Annotated in this window: 19 protein-coding genes, 1 tRNA gene and 1 pseudogene; 2 read left to right on the forward strand and 19 right to left on the reverse strand. The window is 25.0% G+C overall.

Annotated features, from left to right (window positions below; genetic code table 11):
- Positions 1 to 143: 143 nt before the first annotated feature.
- The 9 genes and pseudogenes from OC680_RS00160 to OC680_RS00200 all read right to left on the reverse strand — a co-directional run bounded on the left by OC680_RS00160 (position 144) and on the right by OC680_RS00200 (position 10847).
- Positions 144 to 1577, reverse strand: coding sequence for an MATE family efflux transporter (locus OC680_RS00160; protein ID WP_304515101.1), 1434 nt, complete (start codon positions 1575 to 1577; stop codon positions 144 to 146).
- Positions 1578 to 1688: 111 nt separating this feature from the next.
- Entirely contained in the window at positions 1689 to 2666 is a 978-nt protein-coding gene (locus OC680_RS00165; RefSeq protein WP_304515102.1) for an ATP-dependent 6-phosphofructokinase, read from the reverse strand.
- A gap of 43 nt (positions 2667 to 2709) precedes the next feature.
- Positions 2710 to 3576 carry a class II fructose-bisphosphate aldolase gene (locus tag OC680_RS00170; protein ID WP_304515103.1) on the reverse strand — a complete coding sequence of 289 codons (867 nt, stop codon included), beginning with the start codon at positions 3574 to 3576 and terminating at the stop codon, positions 2710 to 2712.
- Between the two features lie 73 nt (positions 3577 to 3649).
- Positions 3650 to 4486, reverse strand: coding sequence for an ATP-binding protein (locus tag OC680_RS00175; protein WP_304515104.1), 837 nt, complete (start codon positions 4484 to 4486; stop codon positions 3650 to 3652).
- 115 nt (positions 4487 to 4601) lie between these two features.
- A complete protein-coding gene (locus tag OC680_RS00180; protein WP_304515105.1) occupies positions 4602 to 5813 on the reverse strand; it encodes a DnaD domain protein in 1212 nt (403 codons plus the stop codon).
- A gap of 62 nt (positions 5814 to 5875) precedes the next feature.
- Positions 5876 to 6703, reverse strand: a complete 828-nt coding sequence (gene mutM, locus OC680_RS00185; RefSeq protein WP_304515106.1) for a DNA-formamidopyrimidine glycosylase — start codon at positions 6701 to 6703, stop codon at positions 5876 to 5878.
- Between the two features lie 313 nt (positions 6704 to 7016).
- Complete coding sequence (locus OC680_RS00190; protein ID WP_304515107.1) at positions 7017 to 7367, reverse strand: hypothetical protein; 351 nt, start codon at positions 7365 to 7367, stop codon at positions 7017 to 7019.
- Positions 7368 to 7403: 36 nt separating this feature from the next.
- Positions 7404 to 9102: pseudogene (locus tag OC680_RS00195) on the reverse strand (ribonuclease J).
- A 65-nt stretch (positions 9103 to 9167) separates the two neighbouring features.
- Positions 9168 to 10847, reverse strand: coding sequence for a ribonuclease J (locus OC680_RS00200; protein WP_304515108.1), 1680 nt, complete (start codon positions 10845 to 10847; stop codon positions 9168 to 9170).
- Positions 10848 to 11056: 209 nt separating this feature from the next.
- Between OC680_RS00200 and recU the strand changes: the two genes are divergently transcribed.
- A complete protein-coding gene (gene recU, locus OC680_RS00205; RefSeq protein ID WP_304515109.1) occupies positions 11057 to 11623 on the forward strand; it encodes a Holliday junction resolvase RecU in 567 nt (188 codons plus the stop codon).
- Positions 11624 to 11665: 42 nt separating this feature from the next.
- On the opposite strand, the gene OC680_RS00210 is transcribed toward recU, so the two are convergent.
- From OC680_RS00210 to hrcA, 6 genes are all read right to left on the reverse strand, one after another.
- Positions 11666 to 12310 (reverse strand): hypothetical protein, encoded by a 645-nt coding sequence (locus OC680_RS00210; RefSeq protein WP_304515110.1) that lies wholly within the window; start codon positions 12308 to 12310, stop codon positions 11666 to 11668.
- Positions 12311 to 12430: 120 nt separating this feature from the next.
- The gene (locus OC680_RS00215) at positions 12431 to 13426 is read right to left on the reverse strand and encodes a lipoate--protein ligase (protein ID WP_304515111.1); all 996 of its coding nucleotides are present in this window, start codon (positions 13424 to 13426) and stop codon (positions 12431 to 12433) included.
- A 228-nt stretch (positions 13427 to 13654) separates the two neighbouring features.
- On the reverse strand, positions 13655 to 14749 hold the full coding sequence (gene dnaJ / locus OC680_RS00220) for a molecular chaperone DnaJ (RefSeq protein ID WP_304515112.1): 1095 nt from the start codon (positions 14747 to 14749) through the stop codon (positions 13655 to 13657).
- Positions 14750 to 14853: 104 nt separating this feature from the next.
- Positions 14854 to 16710 (reverse strand): molecular chaperone DnaK, encoded by a 1857-nt coding sequence (dnaK, locus tag OC680_RS00225; protein ID WP_304515113.1) that lies wholly within the window; start codon positions 16708 to 16710, stop codon positions 14854 to 14856.
- Positions 16694 to 17500 carry a nucleotide exchange factor GrpE gene (locus OC680_RS00230; protein WP_304515114.1) on the reverse strand — a complete coding sequence of 269 codons (807 nt, stop codon included), beginning with the start codon at positions 17498 to 17500 and terminating at the stop codon, positions 16694 to 16696. Before OC680_RS00230 ends, dnaK begins: the two co-directional genes overlap by 17 nt.
- Before the next feature lie 55 nt (positions 17501 to 17555).
- Positions 17556 to 18608: a heat-inducible transcriptional repressor HrcA gene (gene hrcA / locus OC680_RS00235; protein WP_304515115.1), complete on the reverse strand. Its 1053-nt coding sequence runs from the start codon at positions 18606 to 18608 to the stop codon at positions 17556 to 17558.
- Between the two features lie 622 nt (positions 18609 to 19230).
- Here hrcA and OC680_RS00240 point away from each other — a divergent pair.
- On the forward strand, positions 19231 to 22011 hold the full coding sequence (locus tag OC680_RS00240) for a trypsin-like peptidase domain-containing protein (protein WP_304515116.1): 2781 nt from the start codon (positions 19231 to 19233) through the stop codon (positions 22009 to 22011).
- 345 nt (positions 22012 to 22356) lie between these two features.
- On the opposite strand, the gene OC680_RS00245 is transcribed toward OC680_RS00240, so the two are convergent.
- The 4 genes from OC680_RS00245 to OC680_RS00260 all read right to left on the reverse strand — a co-directional run bounded on the left by OC680_RS00245 (position 22357) and on the right by OC680_RS00260 (position 24778).
- A complete protein-coding gene (locus OC680_RS00245; protein ID WP_304515117.1) occupies positions 22357 to 23151 on the reverse strand; it encodes a lysophospholipid acyltransferase family protein in 795 nt (264 codons plus the stop codon).
- Positions 23152 to 23157: 6 nt separating this feature from the next.
- The gene (locus OC680_RS00250; RefSeq protein WP_304515118.1) at positions 23158 to 23646 is read right to left on the reverse strand and encodes a dihydrofolate reductase; all 489 of its coding nucleotides are present in this window, start codon (positions 23644 to 23646) and stop codon (positions 23158 to 23160) included.
- A complete protein-coding gene (locus OC680_RS00255) occupies positions 23643 to 24509 on the reverse strand; it encodes a thymidylate synthase (protein WP_304515119.1) in 867 nt (288 codons plus the stop codon). The genes OC680_RS00250 and OC680_RS00255 overlap by 4 nt, the downstream gene beginning before the upstream one ends.
- 179 nt (positions 24510 to 24688) lie before the next feature.
- A tRNA-Ser gene (locus OC680_RS00260) sits at positions 24689 to 24778 on the reverse strand.
- Between the last annotated feature and the right edge of the window lie 54 nt (positions 24779 to 24832).

Genomic DNA, 24832 nt, shown 5'->3' on the forward strand with positions numbered 1-24832 from the left:
GCCTTTTATTGTCTTAGAACAAACCTTTGATTTTATAGTAATTTAAGAACAACGATATTTTTTCCAAATAAAAGTTTTATTTTATTAATATGATTTAAAACCAATTTTTTACTTCCTTAACGAGAAAAATCTTCATCATTAACTTAACTTAGTGAAGTATTAATACAATTTTTACGCAAAAAAAGAATAAATATAATAATAATGATGAAAAAAATAATAGTATTACTTGCAAAAGTACTTAAACCAAATTGTCTATATGAATTAATATTCAAAAAAGCAAACTTATGAAAAAACCATAAAAAAAATATTCTTATTATAATTCTTAAAATATTTATACATAACACAATGTTGGCATTTTTGCGATAGGCCACCATATAAACCATAATCATAGAAGTCCAAACAGAAGTAAACAAAGAAATTTGTTCCCAAAATAGAATTTCTTTAAACTTAAATATCGTTGCCATATCAAAGTTAATATTAGGTTTAATTTTTTTTAGCAAAATAGTACCAAAGTAATAATTAGTTAGAATACCTAAAATACCTATAATAAAAGTAATTATTAAAACATGTTGGAATATTTTAAAAGTTCTTTTGTTATTTTGTGAATCAGCGTTTTGAGAAACCATTTTTGTTTGAGCATCTTCTAAAGATTGAGCAATAACATAAAAAATACCATTAATCACTGAAGATAAACCTGCAATAGCCACTAAATCAGAACCATACCAATCACTAGAACAATCCAAAATAATTTTTTTACCAACTTGATAAGTAGTTTTGCCAATCATTAAGATACAAGATAACTTTAACATTTCTTTAATGATTTTTTTGGGAAATAATAATTTATGTAATTGTAACCGAAAGTCGTTTTTAGGGTGTAACATAAAATAAAAAGCTAAGATAGTAATAAATAAATTGGAAAATAAGTCTGCATATGATAAATGTACAACTGTTATTTCATCTCTATAAACTTTCTTATACGCAAAAGAAAGGCATATTCTGCAAATAATATTTAAAATATTTAAAATTAAAACAAATCGAGATCTATTTTTAGCTATCTCTAATCCTAAAAAAACTGAATTAATTGTCATAGAAACAAAAGTTAATAGTAAAATATTGTAATAAATAAAACCGTTATCAGAATGAAAAGTTTTTTTGTAAAAAATATTTCCTAAATCAGATGGTAATTGAGCACCTAAATAAAAAATAACAAAGATAACACAAGAAATAATAACAGATAATAAAAAAGCTAAAGTAGCATATTGTTGCGCTATTTCTTTTTTTGTTTTTTGATATTCTCGCGCAACTAAAACTAAACTAGCTCCGCCTAAACTAACAGCAATACTACTAAGTATTCCTTTAATTTGTTTCATATAAACTACTAATGCATCTAATTTTAAAGTGCTTTTAGAATTACTAATAATATAAAAATCCACAATAGTTATTATATGTTGAAATAATAAATATATAGCAATGGGAAAAGCCAGAAACATTAAATTTTTAAAAATTGTTTTTGAATTATAATCATATTGATTTTCGTTTGAATTAGGAGTTTTTGTTCGCACAGCATCTACAATCATAAAATATTTAACCTTTACCATATTAAAATTATGAAAAAAATACGATATAAAGAAATAAAAATAAAGCATTGTAATAAAAAAGAAAATAAAAAGAAAAGAAAGTTTTCTCTCTTAAGATAAATAATTTAATAATTGAAATAATTCATTAGGAGTAGAAGAAAAATTAAAAACACTTTCAAAACTAGTATAATTTAATTTTAACCCATGAACCCCAATAGCACAGTTAAAAATATTTTGTTCCAATAAATTAACGGCATAATTGCCCATTTTAGAAGCTAAAATTAAATCTTCAGCGGTAGGAGTACCTCCTCTTTGTAAATGTCCTAGAATTTGAGCTCTACTTTCAAATCCACTATATTTTTCTATTTCTTGAGCTAATTGATATACGTTAAAAATATGTTCGGTAATAACTATGATCAGATGCCTTTTATTAGTATTATAAAAATACTTGATTTTATCTAATAATCTTTGTTTATCCAAAATATTTTCATGAGTAATAATAAGATCTGCTCCTGTAGCGATTCCTCCATATAAAGCTAAATCGCCTGTATATTTCCCCATAACTTCAATAATACTACACCTATTGTGAGAAATAGATGTATCACGTAATTTTTCAATAGCAAGCACTATATTATTTAGAGCAGTACTGAATCCGATAGTAAAATCAGTATCTTTAATGTCATTGTCAATAGTAGCAGGAATACCAATGCATTGAATACCTAATTTAGTTAATTCTATGGCTCCGCGATAAGACCCATCCCCTCCAATAATAATGATTTTTGTGATGTTCATTTTTTTCAAATTATCAACGCATATTTGACGAATATTTTCGTCTTCTTTAAACACTACAAAACGAGAAGTTCCTAGTAATGTACCAGACAAATTCATAACACGTTCAAAATGTTTTTGGGTTAAAAGTTCTATTTGATTACGATACAATCCTAAATAACCATCTTTAATACCATAAACAGTAAAACCTTTGTTAAAAGCAGTTAAAAAAACAGCTCTAATAGCAGCATTCATACCAGGAGCATCTCCGCCTGAAGTTAAAATAGCTATATTATTAGCTTCTTTTTTTTTATTTTTCATTTTTTTAAAACATACAATCCTTTTTGTAATGTACTTATATTTGTTAAGCTTGATTTGCTGATCTAAACAAAATTAACTTATTTTTAATAGCTTTTTTAATAGATAAAAAACCTGAATTTAATAATTTTCTCGGATTAAAACCATTATCAACTAAATCTTTCTTTGCCTCAATATATCTACGAATGGCTTGGGCAAAAGTTATTTGGAATTCAGTATTGATATTAATTTTAACAATTCCTAAATTAATAGCTTTGTGGATCATATCATCTGGCACACCAGAACCACCATGAAGAACAAAAGGGATTTTATAATCAATTTTTTCTCTAATTTTAATTAAAATATCTAAATCTAATCCCAACCATTGATCAGGATATCTACCATGCATATTACCAATATTAACAGCCAACATATCAACCCCTAAATCTATAAATTGTTGGCATTCATTAAGGTTATATCTTTTTTTAGGAGGATTAACTACATCTGAGCTTGAATATATTTCGCTAGTTTCTGTTTCTATTAAAATTTTTTTATTACGACACAATTGAATAATTTTGCATATTTTAGCCGCATTCAAAGATAAACTAAAATGATTTTGGTCTAGCATAACAGAATTGAAACCTGCTTCAATTGCTTTTTCGACGCTTTGCTCAGACCCATGATCTAAATGCAAAATAACAGGAACAGTAATATTGTAAAAACAATCTAGTTCTTTAACTAAAGCGAATACAGTTTTAAACCCACCCATATATTGCGCAGCTGTTTCAGAAACGCCCAAAATAATCGGAGAACACAATTCCTGAGCTGTTTCTAAAGCAGCTTTAACCCATTCTAAATTATTAATATTAACTTGAATTATAGCATAATTTTGGCGATAAGCTTTTAAAATAATTTCTTTATTAGAACTTAACATAAAAAAATCCTTTCTCAGAATAAAACCTTTTTATATCGATTATATTTTTGCTATATCGTTGAAATATATTTTTTTATACTATGCTTTTGCTTTTTTTCTTTTCTAAATCTGCAAAATTATAAAATAAAGTAGTTTTTTTAATCAAATTTATAATCTTATTCGCTTTAATCTTACTATTAATATCTTGATTAAATTGTAAAAAATTTAATAATTCCGTAAAATCAAGATTACTACTAAAAAAAACAGGCAATTGATGCTCATAACGATAATATAACAAAGGAAGTAAAATGTCATCTCTAAAAAAAGGAGTCATATTTTCAGATCCTAAATCATCTAATAATAAACAAGAAATTGTTTTTAAATAATTTAATTTATTTTCTAATATATCATTAGACCAAATAGTTTTTAATTGTCTAGCTAAATCAGGCATAAAAATAAATAAAAAAGGGATATTATTTTGCATTAATATTTTAGAAAAAATTTTTAAAATAAAAGTCTTACCAGTATTAAAGGGGCCATATAAATAAAAACCTTTATTGGTTTTATTCCATGTTTGAACTATAATTTGAATTTGTTTGAAAACTTGAGTCTGTATTTTATTTTGCGGTGTAAATTTTTCTATTTCAATAAGATTGAATTCTAACGCTTGATTAAATAAAATATTTTTGCTGGCTAAATTATTTTGCAAATTAATTTGCTTTGTTTTTTGAGTTTCTTGCCAAATTACATGAACATAAGGATTGTGTTTTAAAATTAGCTTGTAACCAAAAGGATTTTCTTTATCTTTATTTTGTAAATAATTATAAACCATAATAACATCTTTATCATCTATTATCAAATTTTTAGTTTCTGGATGCTTAGAAATATCATTTTTCATTTTTTGAAAATATTTTTCTTTCGAAATTGACATAAAACGTACCTTATTTGTTTCAATGAACTAAAATAATTTTAATTAGTACAAAAAAATACACTCTAACAAATGCATTTTTTATTTTTTCACACGATTTGTAAAACTTGCTTATTCATTAACAAAAACTTTTTTCAAAATCATCTAACCATTTAGGGCTATTTTTAACATTTTTTTTATATTTGCGCGCTTTATATTCTAATTCTTCTATTAAGTAATTATAGGCGTTTTCTGCAGAAACAATGCCTCGTTTTAACCATGATCTTAAAATAGTTTCGCAATAATTATAAGAAATTTCAAAATAATTTTCATGAGCTTTCTTTTTACATATATACATTAATAAGGAGTTGATAACTCCTATATCTACATTATTTTTATGTATAAGGACAAAAAGGTCATCATATACACGTTTGTTAATGAAAATATTTTTTCCAAAATTTTTAATAATATTCATAGGATGAGATTTCTTTAAACAAAGAATCATCTTATTTTGGTCATCAGATATATTACTTGTGTTAATTACTTTCACGTAAGTTTTTTTTTCATCATATTTAGACATTAAGACATTTCTTAATATATTTAAATCTACGTCATTCCCATAATTATTACGAAAAACATTTTGATACAATAAAGCCATTTGTTGCGGAGTAATCATATAAGCAAATCCTAACTTAGTTATATAATCTATGTTTTGTAACTTTGATAATAAAAAAGGTTTTTTAAATCTTTCTGGCAAACAATGCAAAAAAACTTCATAATCAAAATATTTTTGCAAAACAGTTAATTGATTGCTTTTTTCAACACTATCATTGACATTTTTCTGGGTTCTTAATGCTAAAAATTCTTGAGTGTTGATTTTCTCTAAATGATAAATATCTACAAATGTTTTGCTAATATTTTGAAAGTCTTCCGGTACAGATTTCTGTTTTAAAACAAATAACTTTTCTAAAACAAAATAATATTCTCCCAACTCACTAAACAAAAATTGGCTAAATAACGGATCTTGAAAAAATAAAGTAGAATTCAAAGGATTACGAATAACGTAAATTCTATCTCCTTTTGAGTCTTGATAAGTATCTAGTAATTTGACAGCTTCCAGTTTATCTTTGCATTTTGTAAACACATTATTATCTATATTTAATAAATCAAACAAAAATTGATGGGTTAAATTATATTCGTTAAATTGATTTCGCCCTAAAAAATAAAGAGTATAATAAAGACCTACAGCTTCTGCCCCTATTAAAGGTTGATATAATAAAGTCAAAGCTTTTTGTTCTTCTGGAAATAAAACACTGTTATTTTGCAATAGAAATTTTTTTGAATTACACACACACGAACCTCTTTGCTTAATATAAATATAAAAATATTTTAATATAAAACTATTAAATTTAATTATTCTTTTGAATTATACTTTTGGCAAAAAGAACAAAAATAAGAACTACGTCCATCTATGTTAATTTTTTTTATTTCCTGTTGACAAAAACAACAATTTTCTTTTTTTTTGTTATAAACTAAAAGTTTTTTTTGAAACAACCCTTTGATCCCCAAAGATTCAAAAGTATTAACTGTAGTCCCTCCTAAAGAGATAGATTCAGTTAAAATTGCTTGAGCTTTTTTTAACAACAATTCGACTTGTTTTAAAGTTAAATGACAAGCAGGAGTCTCTGGATGAATTTTAGATAAAAATAAAACTTCACTAGCATAAATATTGCCGATACCTGAAATAAACTTTTGGTTTAAGAGAACTTTTTTAATCATAACATTAGTTTTTTGCAATCTTTGATAAAAATCTTTGGCTAATATTAAAAAAGGATCTAAAGCTAATTGGTCTAACTTACTTTCAGACAAATAGTTATGTTTATTATACAATAAAAAGCGCCCAAATTTGCGAAAATCATAGTATCTAAAAACAGTATCATTATCCAAAAATAATCGAAAATGTTCATGTCTATCTACAGTTGTACAAGCATCCACGTGTTCAATATTTATTTTACCTTCCATTCTTAAATGGCCAACTAAAACCAAATTATCACTTAAAAAAAAAACTAAATATTTACCTTTGCGATATATATCTAAAAAAATTTTGTTTAAAATTTTTTCAAAAATAATTCTTTGTCCGATTATAGATTCATAAAAAATACTTATGTTTGTAACAACACGATTTATCATTTTGGATTTTAAAGCTCTTACAACAACTTCTACTTCTGGTAATTCTGGCATATTTTTTACACCTTTCATTAAACACTAAACAAAACAATAAAGTTTAAATTAATAATTGATGATTTGAAATGTTCAAAATAACTTAATTATTTCAACTTATAAATATTTCTACAATAAATTAATTTTATTCTTAATCAAAAAAACTAAATTGTCATTTAGCTCAAAAAATAAATGTATCTTATATGTTTCGAATATTATTTAGTTTTTGCTAAAAACATAATCAAGAATATAATATAATATTTTACTGAAATATGTAAAAAATAATTTATGTATGCAAAATAAGCAAAAACAAATTAAATTTTAAAGTTTAGTTTTAATTGGTTTTATCACTTAAATGTTTAAATTTATAAACTATTAGCAAATAGTTTTCATTTTTTAAACTATTATCTGGAGAGAATTGAGTTAATTTACCATAAATAATGTTAATCATTTGGCCTGGTTGTAAAAAAAATTCTGGATTATCATTATCTATATGATCAAATATCAAAAATAATTTTTTAAAAAAATAATTCTTATCCTTGATAGAAATTTCTATGTCATGAGAAAACCATTCTCTTTGAACCTGGTTACATTGTTTTAAATATCTAACTTGGACTACCGCTTTGATATTATGAACTAAAAATTCATCTTGAACACTATCATTTTTATTCGTGATTAAATTCATTTTAAACAACTCCTTTATAAATTTGATAAAATAGCATTAAATAGTTAAAATAATGGGTAAAATCAAAGGATTACGTAAAGTAGATTCATAAATTTGTGGCGTAATAAAATCAACTATAACTTTTTTCAAATAACTTTTGTTTATTGTATCCGATCTTAGTAATTTTTGTAACATTTTTTTTACATCAGAAGATATTTGTGTGATTAACTCTTGATTGCCTTTCATGTAAATAAAACCTCGGGACACTATCATTGGATAGTTAACAATTTTTTTCTTTTTAGTATCAATGCTCACAATAATAGATAATAACCCTTCTTCGTTCAGAATTTTTCTTTCTTTTAAAATAATGCTACCTAAATCTTCCATACCTGAATCATCAATATAAATATTATCATAAGGAATTTTGCCAATTAGTTGTGTTTTATTACGACTAATACCTAATAAATCTCCATTATCTAAAACAAAAATATTCTCTGGCAGTAAACCACATTCAATGGCTAACTTCTTGTGAGCCATTAACATAACATATTCTCCATGAACTGGAATAAAATATTTAGGTTTAACTAAATTTAACATTAATTTTAAATCATTTTGGCTAGCATGTCCTGAAGCATGCGTATCAACTAAAAAACCGTGAATAATAACATTAACATCCATTTTATATAAGAGGTCTAATATTTTATTAACACTATCTTGGTTACCAGGAATAGGAGAAGAAGAAAAAATTACCGTATCTTTGCTATTAAGTTTTATTTGTCTATGGATACCATGAGCCATACGACTAAGAGCAGCTAATGGTTCACCTTGTGATCCAGTACAAAGTAAAGTGATATCATCATATTTATCAATATTATTCCCATTTACTAAAAATTCTTTAGGTACTTTCAGATAACCATTTTTCAAGCCTGTATCAATTGCTTTTTCCATACTTCTTCCAAAAACAGCTACTTTTCTATTAGTACGCACACTTGCTTCAATAATTTGTTTAATACGATAAAAATTCGATGCAAAAGTAACAATAATAATTCTATTTTTGATTTTATAAAAAAGTTTATTAATAGTAGAACCAATTTTATACTCAGATTCTATTAATCCTTGTTGTTGGGCGTTAGTAGAATCTGATAATAAACATAAAACTCCCTCTTTGCCTAAATCAGACAATTTTGAATACTCTGCTAAGGGCCCTTCAGGAGTGTGATCGATTTTAAAATCTCCTGTATAAAAAAGAATATTCTGATGATATCTAAACACAACTCCAAAAGTATCAGGAATAGAATGATTAAGTCGCACAAAGGAAATTTTTACATCATCAAATACCAATTCAGAATCATAAAAATATTTTTCTATAATACTAAAATACTTATGCAGTTTATGTTCTGTTAACTTAAATTCTATTAAATCGTAAGCAATTCCAGACACAAAAATTCGGGGAATTTTAACTCTTTTTAATAAATAAGGAATACTACCAATATGATCTTCATGACCGTGAGTAATTAAAAGGCATACAATTTTATGTTCATTTTTGATTAAATAATCATAGCTAGGGAATAATGTAATTCACTCCTAAAAAAGAATCATCTGAAAAAGACATCCCTGAGTCCATAATAAAAATTTTCTCTTTAATTTCAAAAATATACATATTTTTGCCAACTTCGCCTAATCCTCCTAACGCACAAAACAATATATCAAAATCTCTACGAGGTGAAAGTGTTATCTTATTATTAAGAGTTTCCATTTTATATTTTTATTTAACCTTTTCTTTCTTGTTGATTTGGCTTATCTCCTGTTATAAAACATGTTTTAACGTATAACTGAAATTAAAACAGGAATAATTACAGGTTTTTTTTTAGTTTCTTTAAAAACAAATTTGGATAATTCTTCTCTTAGATTATTTTTAAAATCGCTCCATTTAATTTGTCTATTATTATTTAGAAAATTTTTACTAATCTCTACAAATAAATCTTTTATTTCCATCAACAAAGAATCAATTTTGATTTTACTTAAAAAACCTTTGCTAATTAATTCGATGTTACCTATAATTTTTCTTAATCTCATATCTAGATTGCAAACTACAATAATAATACCGTCATTAGCCAAAAGCTCACGATCTTTTAAAATAAAATCATTACCATCTAAAACAGGAGTACCATCGATTAAAATATCTCCTAAATTTTTAAAAAATTTTTTTTTAATTAATGGTTTATTTTTGCCATCATAAGACCAAATATCTCCGTTTTCTAGTAAAAAAATTTTATTCACAGGATAATTAAAATTCTGAGCAATCTTTTTCACTTGATACTGATGTCTATATTCTCCCATAACCGGAATTATAAAAGTAGGATTTAATAAATTTAGCATTAATCTGAAATTATCTTCATAATTATAAGAAAATGTTTGCAATAAATCTTTCACCAAAACATCTACCATAAAACCATTCCGCGCTAACATATCTATAGTTTTATTTTGTATTTTATCAATACCTGCAAAATCAATAGAAAACAATAGAATTTTATCCAGCTTATTTAATCTCATCAAACGATCCGTCTGTTTACACATTCTTTGCAATCTATAAAAAGGTTCAAAACGTTTACCAACTACTATAACAACCAGATTCTGATATTTTAAATAATCACTGGCTTTTTTCAGATTAACTAAAAAATTATCTGGAATTCTAAGATATTTTTGTTGTAATGCTATATCAATAATTTTTTCGCTTTTTCTTCCTAAAATAACAATTTTTAAATTTGCTTCTACAGCCAAATCTATAACCATTTGTATTTTTAACAAATCAGGAATTAAAAAAGAAATAATAATATTTTTCTCTATACTAGCAAAATAACTGCTTAGATCATACTCTAAAATATCTTCTTTTTTCAAAGTAGTGATATTTAAAACACCTTGCGAAGCTGGTAATAAAGCTAAAACTTTTTTTTGAGACAATTCAGCTAAATATTTAAAATTCGTTTGAAAAGACTTATTTTTTGATTGCAATAAATTCATTGCACTCATATAAAGAATTATTCCTTTAACTGTCTCAAAAGCAATCCCAAAGACTCCTGGTAAAAAATGAGATATGCTAAAAAAATGAATTTTAATATCATCTAATTTTATCTGTGTTTGGTCATGGACCACTTGAAATATTACTTTATTATCATCGATGTTTTTTTGTTTTAAATAGTGTTTTAAAACTTCTATGGTGAAATTAGCAGCATAAACAGGCACATTTAAGTATTCAATAACATAAGATAAAGCACCAGAATGAGTGTCTAAAGACGAAGTAATAAAAATACCTTTAATTTTATCTTTAATAAATTCTAATTTACTATAGTAAGGAATAATAGCATCTATACCATTCATTATAAGACTGGGATATTTCAAACCTGCATCTAAAACAAAATAAGAAGATTGAATCTTTAATAGATAAAAGTTTTTTCCATTTTCCCCCATGCCTCCTAAGGCAAAAAAACTTATTTCTTGCATTTTATATAATATAAACTCCTTAAAAAGATTGGATAAAATTTAATAATGTAATTTTAGTAATAATGAATAAATAAAATATTTATTTCAGAATATACTAAATGTTTCTTATATAATTAGAATTGTGAAAATATTTTTTTACCACCCACATATTTACATTGTTATGAATATCAAAAACTAACTCATTATAAAAGAAAGCGACAATTCTGTGTATGGTTTATTTTCTTAAAATTGATAGAACCAATAATAAAACAATAAGAAAAAATAATTTAGGTTCTAGCTTAGAAAAAGATATTAACTTAACTAATATTTTCTATAGAGAGCAAAAAATAGCATTCATCCACAAAAATGAAATCCCTATTCAAGTTGTAAAAGTTGAATATCCAAATCGTCAAAAAGCTAAAATTGTTGAGGCTTATTATAAATTTAAATCTTTACCTGATTACCAAGGTATTTACAAAGGTAAATATTTATCATTTGATGTCAAAGAAACAAATAATCCAAAATATTTCAACTTGTCCAATATTCCTCAACACCAGATATACAATTTACAAGAAGTACAAAAACTGAAAGGTATATCTTTTTTTATTATTAATTTCAAAACTAAAAATAAATATTTCTATTTACCAATTAATTATTTAACTGATTTTTTAAATAATTCATCAAAAAAAAGCATAAGTTATGACATTTTTGAACAAAACTTTTTTATGATTCCGTTTCGTTACAATCCTAGATTAGATTATTTAAAAATCGTAGATAAATTTATCCAAAAAGACTAATCACTAGATAAGAATTTTTGATTTAGTTACAAATTTGTAAATTTAATTTAAAAATAAAGTTTCTATATTATCTTTTAAAATAGGATTTATAAAAAATAAAATAAATCCAATTAATAAGTTATTAATAATAACAGATAATAAATAGTATAAAAAAATAATCATATAAATAGACGAAGAAAACCAAGGAACCCATAAAATATTTCTAAAATCATCTAACATTGGGTTATGAGATAAAAGCGAAAGACAATAGGTAAAACAAGCATAAGAACAAATTTGCATGATAGTAATTAATGACAAGCTTAAAATAAGAGATTTATAATCTGTTAAATTTTTTAAATTTTCCTGATAAAAAAGACCTGAAAGAGAACAAAAAATATAAGGTATTACAAACATAAATAATAAAAGTAAAATTTGCAAAAAAAACGACTGATCGCTTTTAACATTTAAAAAAAAACTCATTTTATGATAATCTATTAAAAATTCTAAACTTATGTGAATTAAAATATAGAAAAAATTCGCAAAAAAACTAAATTTGAAACCAAACAAAAATCCTATTAAAATAATAGGTAATAACTCTAATTTTAATAAAGAAGTGTGACAATCAATAGATAAAAATTTAACAAAAAAAAATTCAATTACAAGCGAAATAGTTAATAGCCAAGAAATAACCGTAATTTTTCTCAACAAAAATTTTTTCATCCTTATTTTTTCTATATTCCTTCCTTATATTATAATATATTTTTTATATTTATTAATTTATAAATAAAAATAAAAACATCATAAATATTATTCTAAATATAAATTAATTTATGAATGTAAAATACCTTTCTTGAATAAAAATAAAAAATCTTCATTACAAGCATTCAAAATATAATCTTGAATATTAATAACCCTCAAAATTTTTTTTAAACTTTCGCTTGTATAGGGAATATTTACGAAATAATTTGTAAATTCAGATAAATTATCTTCCTTGCCAAAAAAATCTCCTGCTAGTAAAAGTTTTTGAATTTTACCATTTTCTAATGATAATGATAATTCGATATCGCCCCAAGGAAAACGATGTTTTAAAATTTTGGAATAAGGAGGATGTTTGAAATATAACCATTCTTTAGAAGAATATTCTTGAGAAATTTGCTTTATTCGTTCTATTTCTTCTTTGCTTAACAAATATTCTCTTGTTGTTAAATATTTTTCTAAATGATGGATCAGTTCTTCTTGTGTCATTTCATTGAGATAATCCTTTAAATTAGCAACACGAGAAACTACACTGTTAATTCCTTTCGAGATTAGTTTTTCATTATTAGGCGTAATGCAACGAATCATAATCTCAATATCACAATTATAAAGCAAAGTTCCATGTATGATAACACCATTTTTATTTTGCAAAAATGCACTACCTGAAACTTTTTTGCCCTCTAATAACATATCATTGCGCCCACTAAAATATAAATTAACACCTAAACATTGAAAAGCTTTAATAATTTGTTTTAAATATTGTTTAAAATGAAAATTAGGATCTTTTTTTTTAGCAATAATACTAAAAATGGGTGTATTGATGTCATTATAGACACAACCTCCCCCTGTAGGACGTCTAAAAAAATCAATTTTATTTTTTTTTACAAAATCCAAATTAATTTCATTTTCAATAATTTGATTTCGGCCCAAAACAATACCTTTCATTTGCCATAAAAAAAAATAAACCTCGTTATCATGTTTCACAACATTATTTAAAATATAACGCTCTAACCCATAATAAAAATAAGGTTTTAAATTGCTTAATTTGGAATATTTTATTAAGATCATAAATTGTTTTTTTATTCCTCAACCTTAAATCTTTGACACTTTGATGCTATTCTGTATTTATATTAACACAAATAAACTATTTTGTTTAATTAATCTACTTTAATAATATTTATTTCAAACGTATTCAATAAAAATAGAAAAGATAAAAAATTGAAAATATTTAAAACCAATAAATTAAAGTAAAAAAACCATCATTCTTAACGTAAAAAATGATGGTAATGATCAAAATTAAAAAAACCAAGATCTATTTTTTTTTTGTTTTTTTTCTAATTGATCTAATTCTTCAAGTTTTTTAAAAGCACTTTTTTGTTCTTGCGAAAGAGTATCAGGTGTACGCACTTTGACTACAACATAATGATCGCCCAAACGAGAAGAAGAATTTAAATAAGGAATCCCTTTATTTTTTAGTCTGAATTTAGTATCAGTTTGTGTTCCACCAGGAATCTTTAATTCTACTTCGCCATGGATAGTGTTAACATTAACAATAGTGCCTAAAGCAGCTTGGTAAAAATTAATAAATACAGCGGAAATAACATCATTACCTTCTCTTTTAAAGACAGTATGTGGTTTAATGTGAATTTCTACATATAAGTCGCCGTTAACTGATCCTTGATATCCACTATGACCTTGTTGAGAAGACTTTAAAGTCATTCCATTTTCAACTCCTGCTGGTATTTTTAAAGTAATTTGTTTTGTATTTTTTATTCTTTTTTTTCCTTGACAAAAAGAACACTGATTTATAATAATTCTTTTTTTCCCACGACATTGAGGGCAAACTTGCTGAGTAGATATATCTCCTAAAAAAAATCTCTGTGAAATAGCAACATATCCTAGACCATTACAATAAGAACAAATTTTAATATCTTCTTTGCTTTTAGCTCCTGTGCCACCGCAATAACTACAATCTTCTTGAATATCAAATTTAATTTTTTTTTCAGTTCCTAAAGCTGCTTCCATAAAATCAATTATTATTTTAATATGTTTGTCTTCCCCTGAACCAGTTTTATTTCTATTACTAGTTTTAGAACCAAAAAAACTTGAGAAAATATCAAAATCAAATGAACTATTATTAAAATCTTGAAACCCACTAAAATTTTCATTAAATCCAGAAAAACTATGTCCTGGATTATCATATTGAGCTTTTTTGCCAGGATCACTTAGAACACGATAAGCTTCTTGAATCTCTTTAAATTTTTCATCAGCATTAGGCTCTTTAGAAACATCAGGATGATATTTTTTAGCAAGTCTTCTATAAGCTTTTTTAATATCGTCTTCATTTGCATTTCTAGATAAGCCTAAAATGTTATAATAATCTTTTTTCAAAATAAAACTCCTAATTAAAATTGAAATAGCGAATTAATAAAGAAACCAAAAAAAGAACTTATTATCTTTTTTTGGTTTAGTCGAATGATTTAAATTTTGATACTTTATTTATTTTTTTCTTCAAATTCTGCGTCAACTACTTTATCATCACCATTAGATTGTTGTTGTTCATTCGTTTGAGAATTAGAATTACTTGATTTTTCTTTTTCTTGTGCTTTTTGATAAGCCTTAATAGCTAGTTGTTGAGACGATTTTTCTAAAACATTTACCTTTTCTTTAATCAAATTAAAATCATCACCTTTTAAAGCTTGCTCTAAATCTTTAATATTTGTTTCGATGTTGTTTTTATCATTAACATTTACTTCGTCTTTAAGAGAATCTAAAGTTTTTCTAGTTTGAGCAATAAGAGTATCAGCATCATTACGAATAACAATTTGTTCTTTTTTTACTTTATCAGCTTCAGCATTTTCTTCAGCTTCTTTAATCATTTTCTTAATTTCCTCTTCACTCAAACCACTTCCACCTGAAATAGTAATACTTTGTTCTTTATTAGTTCCTAAATCTTTTGCTGATACAGAAACAATACCGTTAACATCAATATCAAAAGTCACCTCAATCTTTGGTATACCCTTAGGAGCATTAGGAATGCCGTCTAAACGAAAACTTCCTAAAGTTTGATTATCTTTAGCTAATGGTCTCTCACCTTGTAAAACATGAATATCGACGGAAGTTTGACCATCAACAGCAGTAGAAAAAATTTCTTTTTTATTAGTAGGGATAGTTGTATTTCTATCGATTAATTTTGTAAAAATTCCTCCCAACGTCTCAATACCTAAAGAAAGAGGAGTAACATCTAAAAGTACTACATCTTTTACTTCCCCTATTAAAATACCACCTTGTATAGCAGCTCCCATAGCTACTACTTCATCAGGATTAATGCTTTTATTAGGTTGTTTTTGCAACTCTCTCTGGACTAATTCCTGTACAGCCGGAATTCTAGTAGAACCACCTACCAAAATAACTTGGTCAATTTGGTTATATTTTAGTTTAGCATCAGATAAAGCGCTTCTTAAAGGTTTTAAACAACGTTCTACCAAGTCTTGAGTTAATTCGTTAAATTTTGCTCTTGTCAATTCGCATTCTAGATGAAGAGGAAATTTATTATCAGCACTCATGGAAATAAAAGATAAGCTTATTCGTGTTGATAAAAGACCACTTAAGTCTTTTTTAGCTTTTTCAGCAGCATCTTTTAATCTTTGATAAGCTACTTTATCTCTAGATAAATCAACACCATTTTCTTTTTTAAAGTCTTTTATCAAAAAATTCATGATCGCAGTATCAAAATCATCACCACCTAATTTATTATCACCAGCAGTAGATAAAACTTCAAAATTACCTTCTAATAAATTTAGAACAGAAACATCAAATGTTCCGCCTCCCAAATCAAAAACTAAAATATTCTGTTCTTGGGAATGGTTTTTTTCTATACCATAAGCTAAAGCAGCAGCTGTTGGTTCATTAATGATTCTTTTTACCTCTAACCCAGCAATTTTACCTGCATCTTTAGTAGCTTGTCGCTGAGCATCGTTAAAATAGGCTGGCACTGTAATAACTGCATTAACTACTTCAGCACCTAAATATTCTTCAGCTTGTTTTTTTAAATTTCTCAAAATCATAGCACTTATTTCTTGAGGAGTATATTTTTTCCCATTATAATCAACTGTATAGTTTTTATCTCCCATGTGTCTTTTAATGGAAACTACAGTATTAACATTGGTTATCATTTGTCTTTTAGCTGCATTACCAACCATAATTTCATTTTCTTTAAAAGATACAACAGAAGGAGTAGTTCTATCTCCTTCTGCGTTAGGAATAATTTTAGGATTACCATTTTCTAAAATAGCAATGCAAGAATTAGTGGTGCCTAAATCTATTCCAATAATTTTATTTGTTTTCTTCATTGTTCGTATTGCTCCATTCATTTACTTTTACTTTAGATGGCATAACAACTAAATCTTTATATAAAAAACCTTTTTGTAAAACAACAACATTAATTCCGTTTGGTTGTTGCGGATCTGAAATTTTTTCTAATGCATGATGTAATTGTGGATTGAATTTTTCTCCTAAAGATTTAATTTCTTTAACTCCGTATTGTATTAAAATATCTTTAATTTGTTGATTAATCATTTGAAATCCTAATAAAAATTGTTTTAATATCTTATCTTCATAAGGAGTTTCTAAAGTTCTTTCAAAGAGTTCTAACGGAATTAATATATCACGCACTAATTCCATAGAAGCATATTTTAATTCTATGTTTTTTTCTTTTTGTATTCTTTTGGTAAAATTGTCTAAATCGGCTTGATATCTTAATTTGGCATTAATTAATTCTTGTTTTATTTTATGTAAATCTGTTTTTAAATGAACATTTTCTTCTGCTAATTTTTGAATTTTATCACAAGAGTTCTCCTGTTCATTTTTGTGTGCTTCTGTTGATTTTACACTATCACTATGACAGTTACAACTTGTTGGTTGGTTGTAAAAATTTTTTTTTACCTCTTGTTTTTGGTTCGCAACATATTTAGTTTGGTCATTGTTGATGAATTCTTTCTGTGATGTTTCTTTTTCATGGTTAATCATTTCATCTCTTTTCAAATTATTTCGAGAAGCATCACATCCACATTTGTTTATTTTATCATCATGATTATTTTCTTCTTTGATTTGAGACTGATTATTCTTTTCATCTTTATTCATTTAAATTTTTACTCCTATTAAACATCTTATTCACTATTATAATCTATCTTTTCTATTATCTTTCATATAACTGAGATAAATGGGCAGACAAATATTCTAAAATAGGGATTATCTCCTGGTATTTCATCATTACAGGACCTAAAACTGCTATAAATCCTTTTTCACTTTTGCCATCGCCTGTATTATAAGGCGCAGAAATAATGGCAAACTTACTATATGATGTTAAACTAATTCGGTTAGCCAATTTACAAATATTTTTTTCATAATCAAAAAAAATTTGGCTCAAATTATCACTTTCTATTAATTTTAACAACTCTTTAACTGTAACTATATCATGAGAAATGAAGTTGTTAATGAAATTATAAACGCCATAAACATGAAAATTATTAGCCAAAAAACTGTAAAAAATTTCTATTAAAGGTTTAATTAAGCTTTCATGATTATAAAAATGATGAAAATACTTTTTTTGGATAATGATATTACGAGCAATTTCTATAGCTTCATATAAATATTTATCAAATAATAAACGATTAAGCAAAAATATAATTTGTCTCAAATTTTCAAAAGTAAAATTTTTATGAAAATTGAAATTAACATTTTGGCACTGAGCATTTCCATGATCCGTTATAACAACAATGGTAACTTGTTTAAAATTAACAGAAATTAAATAAATTTTGTTTAACTTATGTATTTTTAAAATATTAGGTCTAACTAGTATAACGACGTAATGGGTTAAATTGCCTAAAAGTTTTAAAACTTTTTCAATGACACTTTCCTTATTAAAGTTTTTTTGCTGAAAAAACTTTTCAAATAAAGAAATCATTTCAATGACATTATGGTTACGAGTTATTAAATTATTAAAATAAAAAACATAACCTTTCAGCGAAGGAATCCGGCCGCTAGATATATGAGGTTTTTGTAAATACCCTTTTTTTTCCAATTGAGCCATATCATGACGAATAGTAGCACTTGAGTAATTAAGATAAGGCAGACAGGACAACAACTTGGAACTAACTGGTTGGTTATGTTTTGAATAATTTTCAACAATAGCTTTTAAAATCAATCTTCTTCTATTCGAAAGCAAAATTAATAACCCCTTCGCAATCAATCAAAACGATTCCTAAAATGATCTTTATTTTGCTGTATTGTAATTTATATTAATACCTCCCTCAGCATTATAAAATATCACTACAATAAAAAGCAAAACAACTTATTAACTTTTTATCAATTTTATAATTTTTAACTAATAAATAGTTTTTGTAATTAACCAACCAACCTCCCTACTTTAACAACTACATAGTAACTTTTTTTTAATTTATTCAAAATAATTTGGCACTCAATTACAATGACTGCTAAAATTATTCTATTATTTTTTGTATTCCATGTCAAGTAGCAAATAATAACTTTTTTATTTAATTGAAAAAATAAAACTATTCAAATTACAATGGTTTTTTAGATTTGATGAATTAATCATAGTGAATTAGAATAAACTAAAACATTTATAAACAAATATATTTGATTTTGGTCATAAATTCAATAATTTAATGACTATTGTAATATATAATAATATTGGTCCAAAACAACTTCAGAAAATCATTTTGTTACAAAATCCTACACTATTCAATTTCAATATAAGAAATTCATAAAAATATTCTCGAGTTTTTATCATATTTGGTGTTTAATCTATAATTAACGTTAAAATTTCCATTAAAAGGATCATGAATAATAATATGAAGATAAATAAACTACAAAAAAAATTTTTACTTTTTATTCTTTTAATTTGGCTAATATTTAGTTTTATTTTTTATTATTTTAACTACTATAATATGTTTTATAATAAGCATCACCTAATAACTGTAAATAGTCATGTAATTAACAAACACAACTATATGACACAAACCAATAACAAAAATATCAAAAAATACCAAATTATTGATCAAATTCAAAAAAATCTTCAAAGTATCTTTGATCCTGATAAATCTAATAAAAACATAAAGCCTTATAAGTTGAAAAAACATAATTTAAAAATAGGCGATGTAGTATATGCTTTTACATTAGATACTAAAGAAAATATAAAACCATTTCAAGAAGGAATTATAAGTGAAAATTACAACAAAGATGAAGACCATTATCTAGCTATTTCAATAAAAGGGCAAAATAATAAAATTTTTTTTAATGATGAAGGAGAATTTATAGGTATTTCTTTGCCTAAAAAAGAATACGATGACGAAATAAATTATGTAATAACTTCTAACAGTATGTATAATTTTTTAGAATGTGCTCATATATTTTATAATGAAGAAAATTTTCAACAAAATAACAACCAAAATTTCGATAAATATTGGTTACCTATTCAGTTCAAAAAGAAAGATTTTAAAATTTCTTTAGACAAAGAAGGTTTATTTTTAGGTTTATTGCATAAAGAATTTATGTCAAATTGGGATACATTAAACGAATGGTTATTAAAATGTTCTATATTAATAGATTTTATTGAACAAAAAATGGTTGATACCCAAAAAAATCAATCTAATTTTATCCAAAATATATCTGATATTACTTTTGTAATTATGTTTGGCAAATACCTAGGTTCAGGTTTTATTTATAAAATAGAAAAAATAGAAAATACTAATTCATATAGATATTACCTTTTAACTAATAGGCATGTTATAGAACCAATAATTACATCGGGAGAATTAAAAACAAAAATGAGAATAGGTAACTCATATTTTTTAGTTAAAGAAGCCGAAGTATTTGCTTATATCAAAAATGAAAATGTCTATGATGATATAGGTATCATTGCATTTGAAGACCAAGACCATCAAAAATTTGCCAAAATAAGTCAAATTTTAGAATGTGTCTTCCCCAAAGAAAGAGATTATGATATTGAACAGGGCAATGAAATTTATAGTATGGGATCACAACAAATAATCAACCCTGCAGTTGATTTTATAATCCCGCAACAAACAAAAAATGAAAATAACTCTCCTAAGGAAGAAAAAACAGAAGATCAAAACTTTTTTTTAAAAGCTTTCAAACAAATAAAAAGAACGGAAATCAATTTATTAAAAAAAGGGAATATAATTAATTTTAATGAAAAAGCCATTTATTTTAATATTGAAATTGATCATGGTAATAGCGGAGGACCTGTTTTCAATCGAAAAGGACAAATAATAGGTATTAATAGAAGTACTATTGAAAATAGTTATACAACAGACAATTATTCCCAAGCTATTAATATCATGCATATAAATGATAGATTAGACGAAATAGAAACATTAATAAAAAAAAATAAAAAAATTGATTATGCGATTGAGTTTCAAGGAGATGATCATCAAAGTTACTTAAACGACAAAATCAATTCATTTAAAAAACATTTTAACGCAGAAACTATCAACCATAACTCAAATCAAAAACTAACTCTTTTCATCGATGAACTCTTTTATTTAACCCCTAAGAGGCATCACATTGAATTTCCTTTGCTGCAAAACAATAATCAACAACAAAACATGAAACTACGTATCAGTCTTGTATATAATCTTTTCCAACAACAAACATTTTTAATAAACCCAATTGATGAATATATACAAATTCATATTAAAAAGAACTTTAAAAATAAGAAAGTTATCATAGAATTTGTTAAAAAAAACAAAAATAATCAAGTTTTAGATAGTACTAATTATGAACTAGAATACAAACCAAACTCTTATTTTTTATCCTTTGAAATGTTTAACCTTGACAACTTACATACCAAAACAAATTATGACAATTTTCAAAAAATAAAAAACTCTTTGGTTATTTGGAATCAAAATGAATATATAAGCGGGAATGGGGTTATTCTTAACAAAAAAAGAACAGAGAATAATAAATTCTTATATTTAGTATTATCTACTTATCAACCTTACCACAACATTAATATATGGGATAGTATCGGAAACATAATCATGAACCAAATGCTTAATATTCAAACAAACATTATTATACCTATTGACAAAGGAAAATACAGAAAAGAAAAAGGATATTTAAAAAATTTTATTGGGGCAGATAATATACTTTTAATAGCTTTTGAATCTGCTTATGATTATCCTGTTGTAAGCGTTAAAAAAACATCAAATTTAAATATTGGTGAAAACATATATTATCTAATTAATTTTGAAAATACAAATCATTTTCCACAAATGTTTAAAAGCCAAATAAGCAGTATTAAGAAAAATTTATTTATCTTTGACTCTGTTTTTGATTTAAAGAACAAAAAAAAGCAAATTAATTTTTTTTGTTTCGATGAAGAAGGAAATTTTATAGGTATAAATGATATTATTCAAAACCATCTTACTATTCCTTCACATTTTATTAAAGCTTCTTCAATCAGCAAACACGCTCTTCAAAAACTTTTTATCCAAAGCATATTAAAAGATAATATAAACATTATTTTTTCTTTTTTGTTTTTGGCAATTATCTTTTTTATTAGTATAAGTATTTTACCAACTAAGAATAAAAATAATTTTTTCATATAAAACTTAGTTTACAATGACTTTAATAATAAAGGAGAAGTTTTTTAAATTTTATTTATTCATATAGAAGAAAATAAATAAAAGTGTTTTTGATAACTACCTAAATAAAAATTTTTGTCTTATATTCTCTCCGATAAGAAAACAAATATTAAAAAACACTTTTATCCTTTCATTTATGATTGCTATCATAATACTGCTTATGCCTTTTTAATGCATTTCACCCATAAAAAATAAGGTACCTACTATACTACCTATATCTTTTGTGCAAAAAAGCATTCGGGCACTCAATTGATAGAAATAAATAATCATAATATCTAACTTAGAATTCTCATTAACATATAAAAAAACTTATAAAACAGAATTAATAATATTCTTAATATGTTGATTTATTTGTTGAGTATTTTTATATTGATAATCTATAAAAGGTATACAAGGGTGAATAAATAACTCTACTTTTTTAAGCCGAAACCAACACTTACGATGCATTTTAGATGATCCTTTTAACGTTATAGGAAGAATATCAGCTTCACTTTTAATTGCTATCTTATAAGCTCCATCTAAAGAAGAAATTATTTGATCAGTATTTTCAGTAATAACTCCACCTTCAGGAAAAATAACTAATGCTAATTTTCGCTTAATGTTATCTATTGCTTTATTAATATTTTTAACTGTTTCTCTATTATCCCTTCTTACTATTTTAAGACAACGAAAAGCATTAAAACAAAAAGTTAAAAACCATCCATAAAAAGGATGATGATAAAATTCATCCTTAGGGCTAAAAGTAATATTACGGGGAAATACACAAGAAATCATGAAAGGATCAAAATAACTTTTGTGATTAGCATAAATAATTAATTTGTTTTTTAAAGGTATCAAATGAGAATTATAAACTACAATTTTAATCCTAAAAAATCTAATAACTAATTTAGCAATACTACAAAAAACTTTTTGCCTAAAAAAATGATTCAACGGCAAATATTTAATTATAATCATGCAAAAAAAGAATACAATAAATACCACAACCCAAGCTAGTATTACACCAATAAAAAACCCTAAAACAAACCCTATAATTTTAATAGGGAAATATAAAATAGATAATAACCAAAAAATCATTAAATTGATGACAAAAATCAAACTAAACATCTTACGTTAAACTCTTTTTCTTTCATAAGTAACAAAAATTAATTCTTCAATATTTTTTTTTTCTTTCATTATGTATTGGTTAAAATCTAAATAAGGAAAATAAATGTTGCCTTTATACCTTCTTAAAATATGTGTCAAATATAAAGTAGTAACATAAGGCAAAGATTCTTTATAAATTTGTCCTCCACCTATTACTATTATATTTTCTTTGGAATATTGATATTTTTTTAAAAAATAAATTAAATCATGAACTAAAATAATATTAGAAACATAATTATCTATAACAGAAGAAGAAGCGACATAAAATGTCTTAAAAGGGAAAGCTTTACTTTTGTAATATTTTCGTAAAGATTGATATGTTTTTAATCCTGCTAAAACATTTTGATTTAAAGTTTTTTTCTTAAAAAAAATAAGATCTTTAGGATAATGCCATGGTAATTTATCTTTATCTCCTATTAAAAAATTAGAATCTAAAGCTGCAATTAAACTAATCATACTGCTATTTTACCCCTTATTAGGGGATGAAATTTATAATCATTCAAATAAATATCTCCTGCTTTAAAATCTTCAATATTTTTAATTTCGGAGTTTAAAGTTACTTTGGGTAATTTTTTTGGGATACGTTGAACTTGCTGTTTTACTTGTGCTAGATGATTAATATAAATATGAGCATCTCCTAAACTATGAATCAATTCATACGCTTTTAGATTGGTTGTTTGGGCTATCATCATAAGAAGCAACCCATAACAACTAATATTAAAAGGTATTCCTAAAAAAACATCTGCGCTTCTTTGAAATAATTGTAAAGAAAGCCTTCTCTGACACACATAAAATTGCATTAATATATGACAAGGAGGTAAAAGCATATCTTTTATTTCCAGAGGATTCCAAGCTGAAATAATTAAACGCCTAGAACAAGGATTATCTTTGATCTCTTGAATGACTTTTTGTAATTGGTCTACTCCAGAGAAATTACGCCATTGTTTACCATAAATAGGTCCTAAATTACCGTATTCTGCGGCGAAACTCGAATCTCTTTTAATTTTATTGATAAATTCAGTTAAATTTTCTCCTTGAAAATTATTAGATTGACAATATTTTTGATAAGGCCATTCATTCCAAATATTAACGTTATTTTTAACTAAATAACTAATATTAGTATCTCCTCGAATAAACCATAACAATTCATGGATAATAGCTTTAAAATTGATTTTTTTTGTTGTTAATAAAGGGAATGTTTGAGTGAGATTAAATCGCATTTGATACCCAAAAACACTTTTAGTTGGGATCTTAGTACGATTATCGCGAATCGTGCCATTTGTGATTATATGTCTACATAAATCTAAGTATTGTTTCATATTATCTCCTCATAGTTAGTTTTTTGCCGCATTAGGTTTAGCTATAATAATATTTAATTATTGAAAAAATTTTAAATAATTAAATATTATTATTTGTTGAATATTAAAAATATCTAATAATCTAAAATAAAAAAATATTTGACACAAAATATTTATAAATGAATTCAAAATAAAACTAATGGCGGAGGAAGAGGGATTCGAACCCTCGTATCTTTTTAAGATCTACACGCTTTCCAAGCGGGCCTCTTAAACCACTTGAGTATTCCTCCTAATTATTCTTTTATATTTACAAATAAATATAAAAGAATCAGTATAAATTTAAT

The organism is Candidatus Phytoplasma melaleucae (assembly GCF_030588185.1).
Taxonomy (GTDB): Bacteria; Bacillota_I; Bacilli_A; order Acholeplasmatales; family Acholeplasmataceae; genus Phytoplasma; species Phytoplasma melaleucae.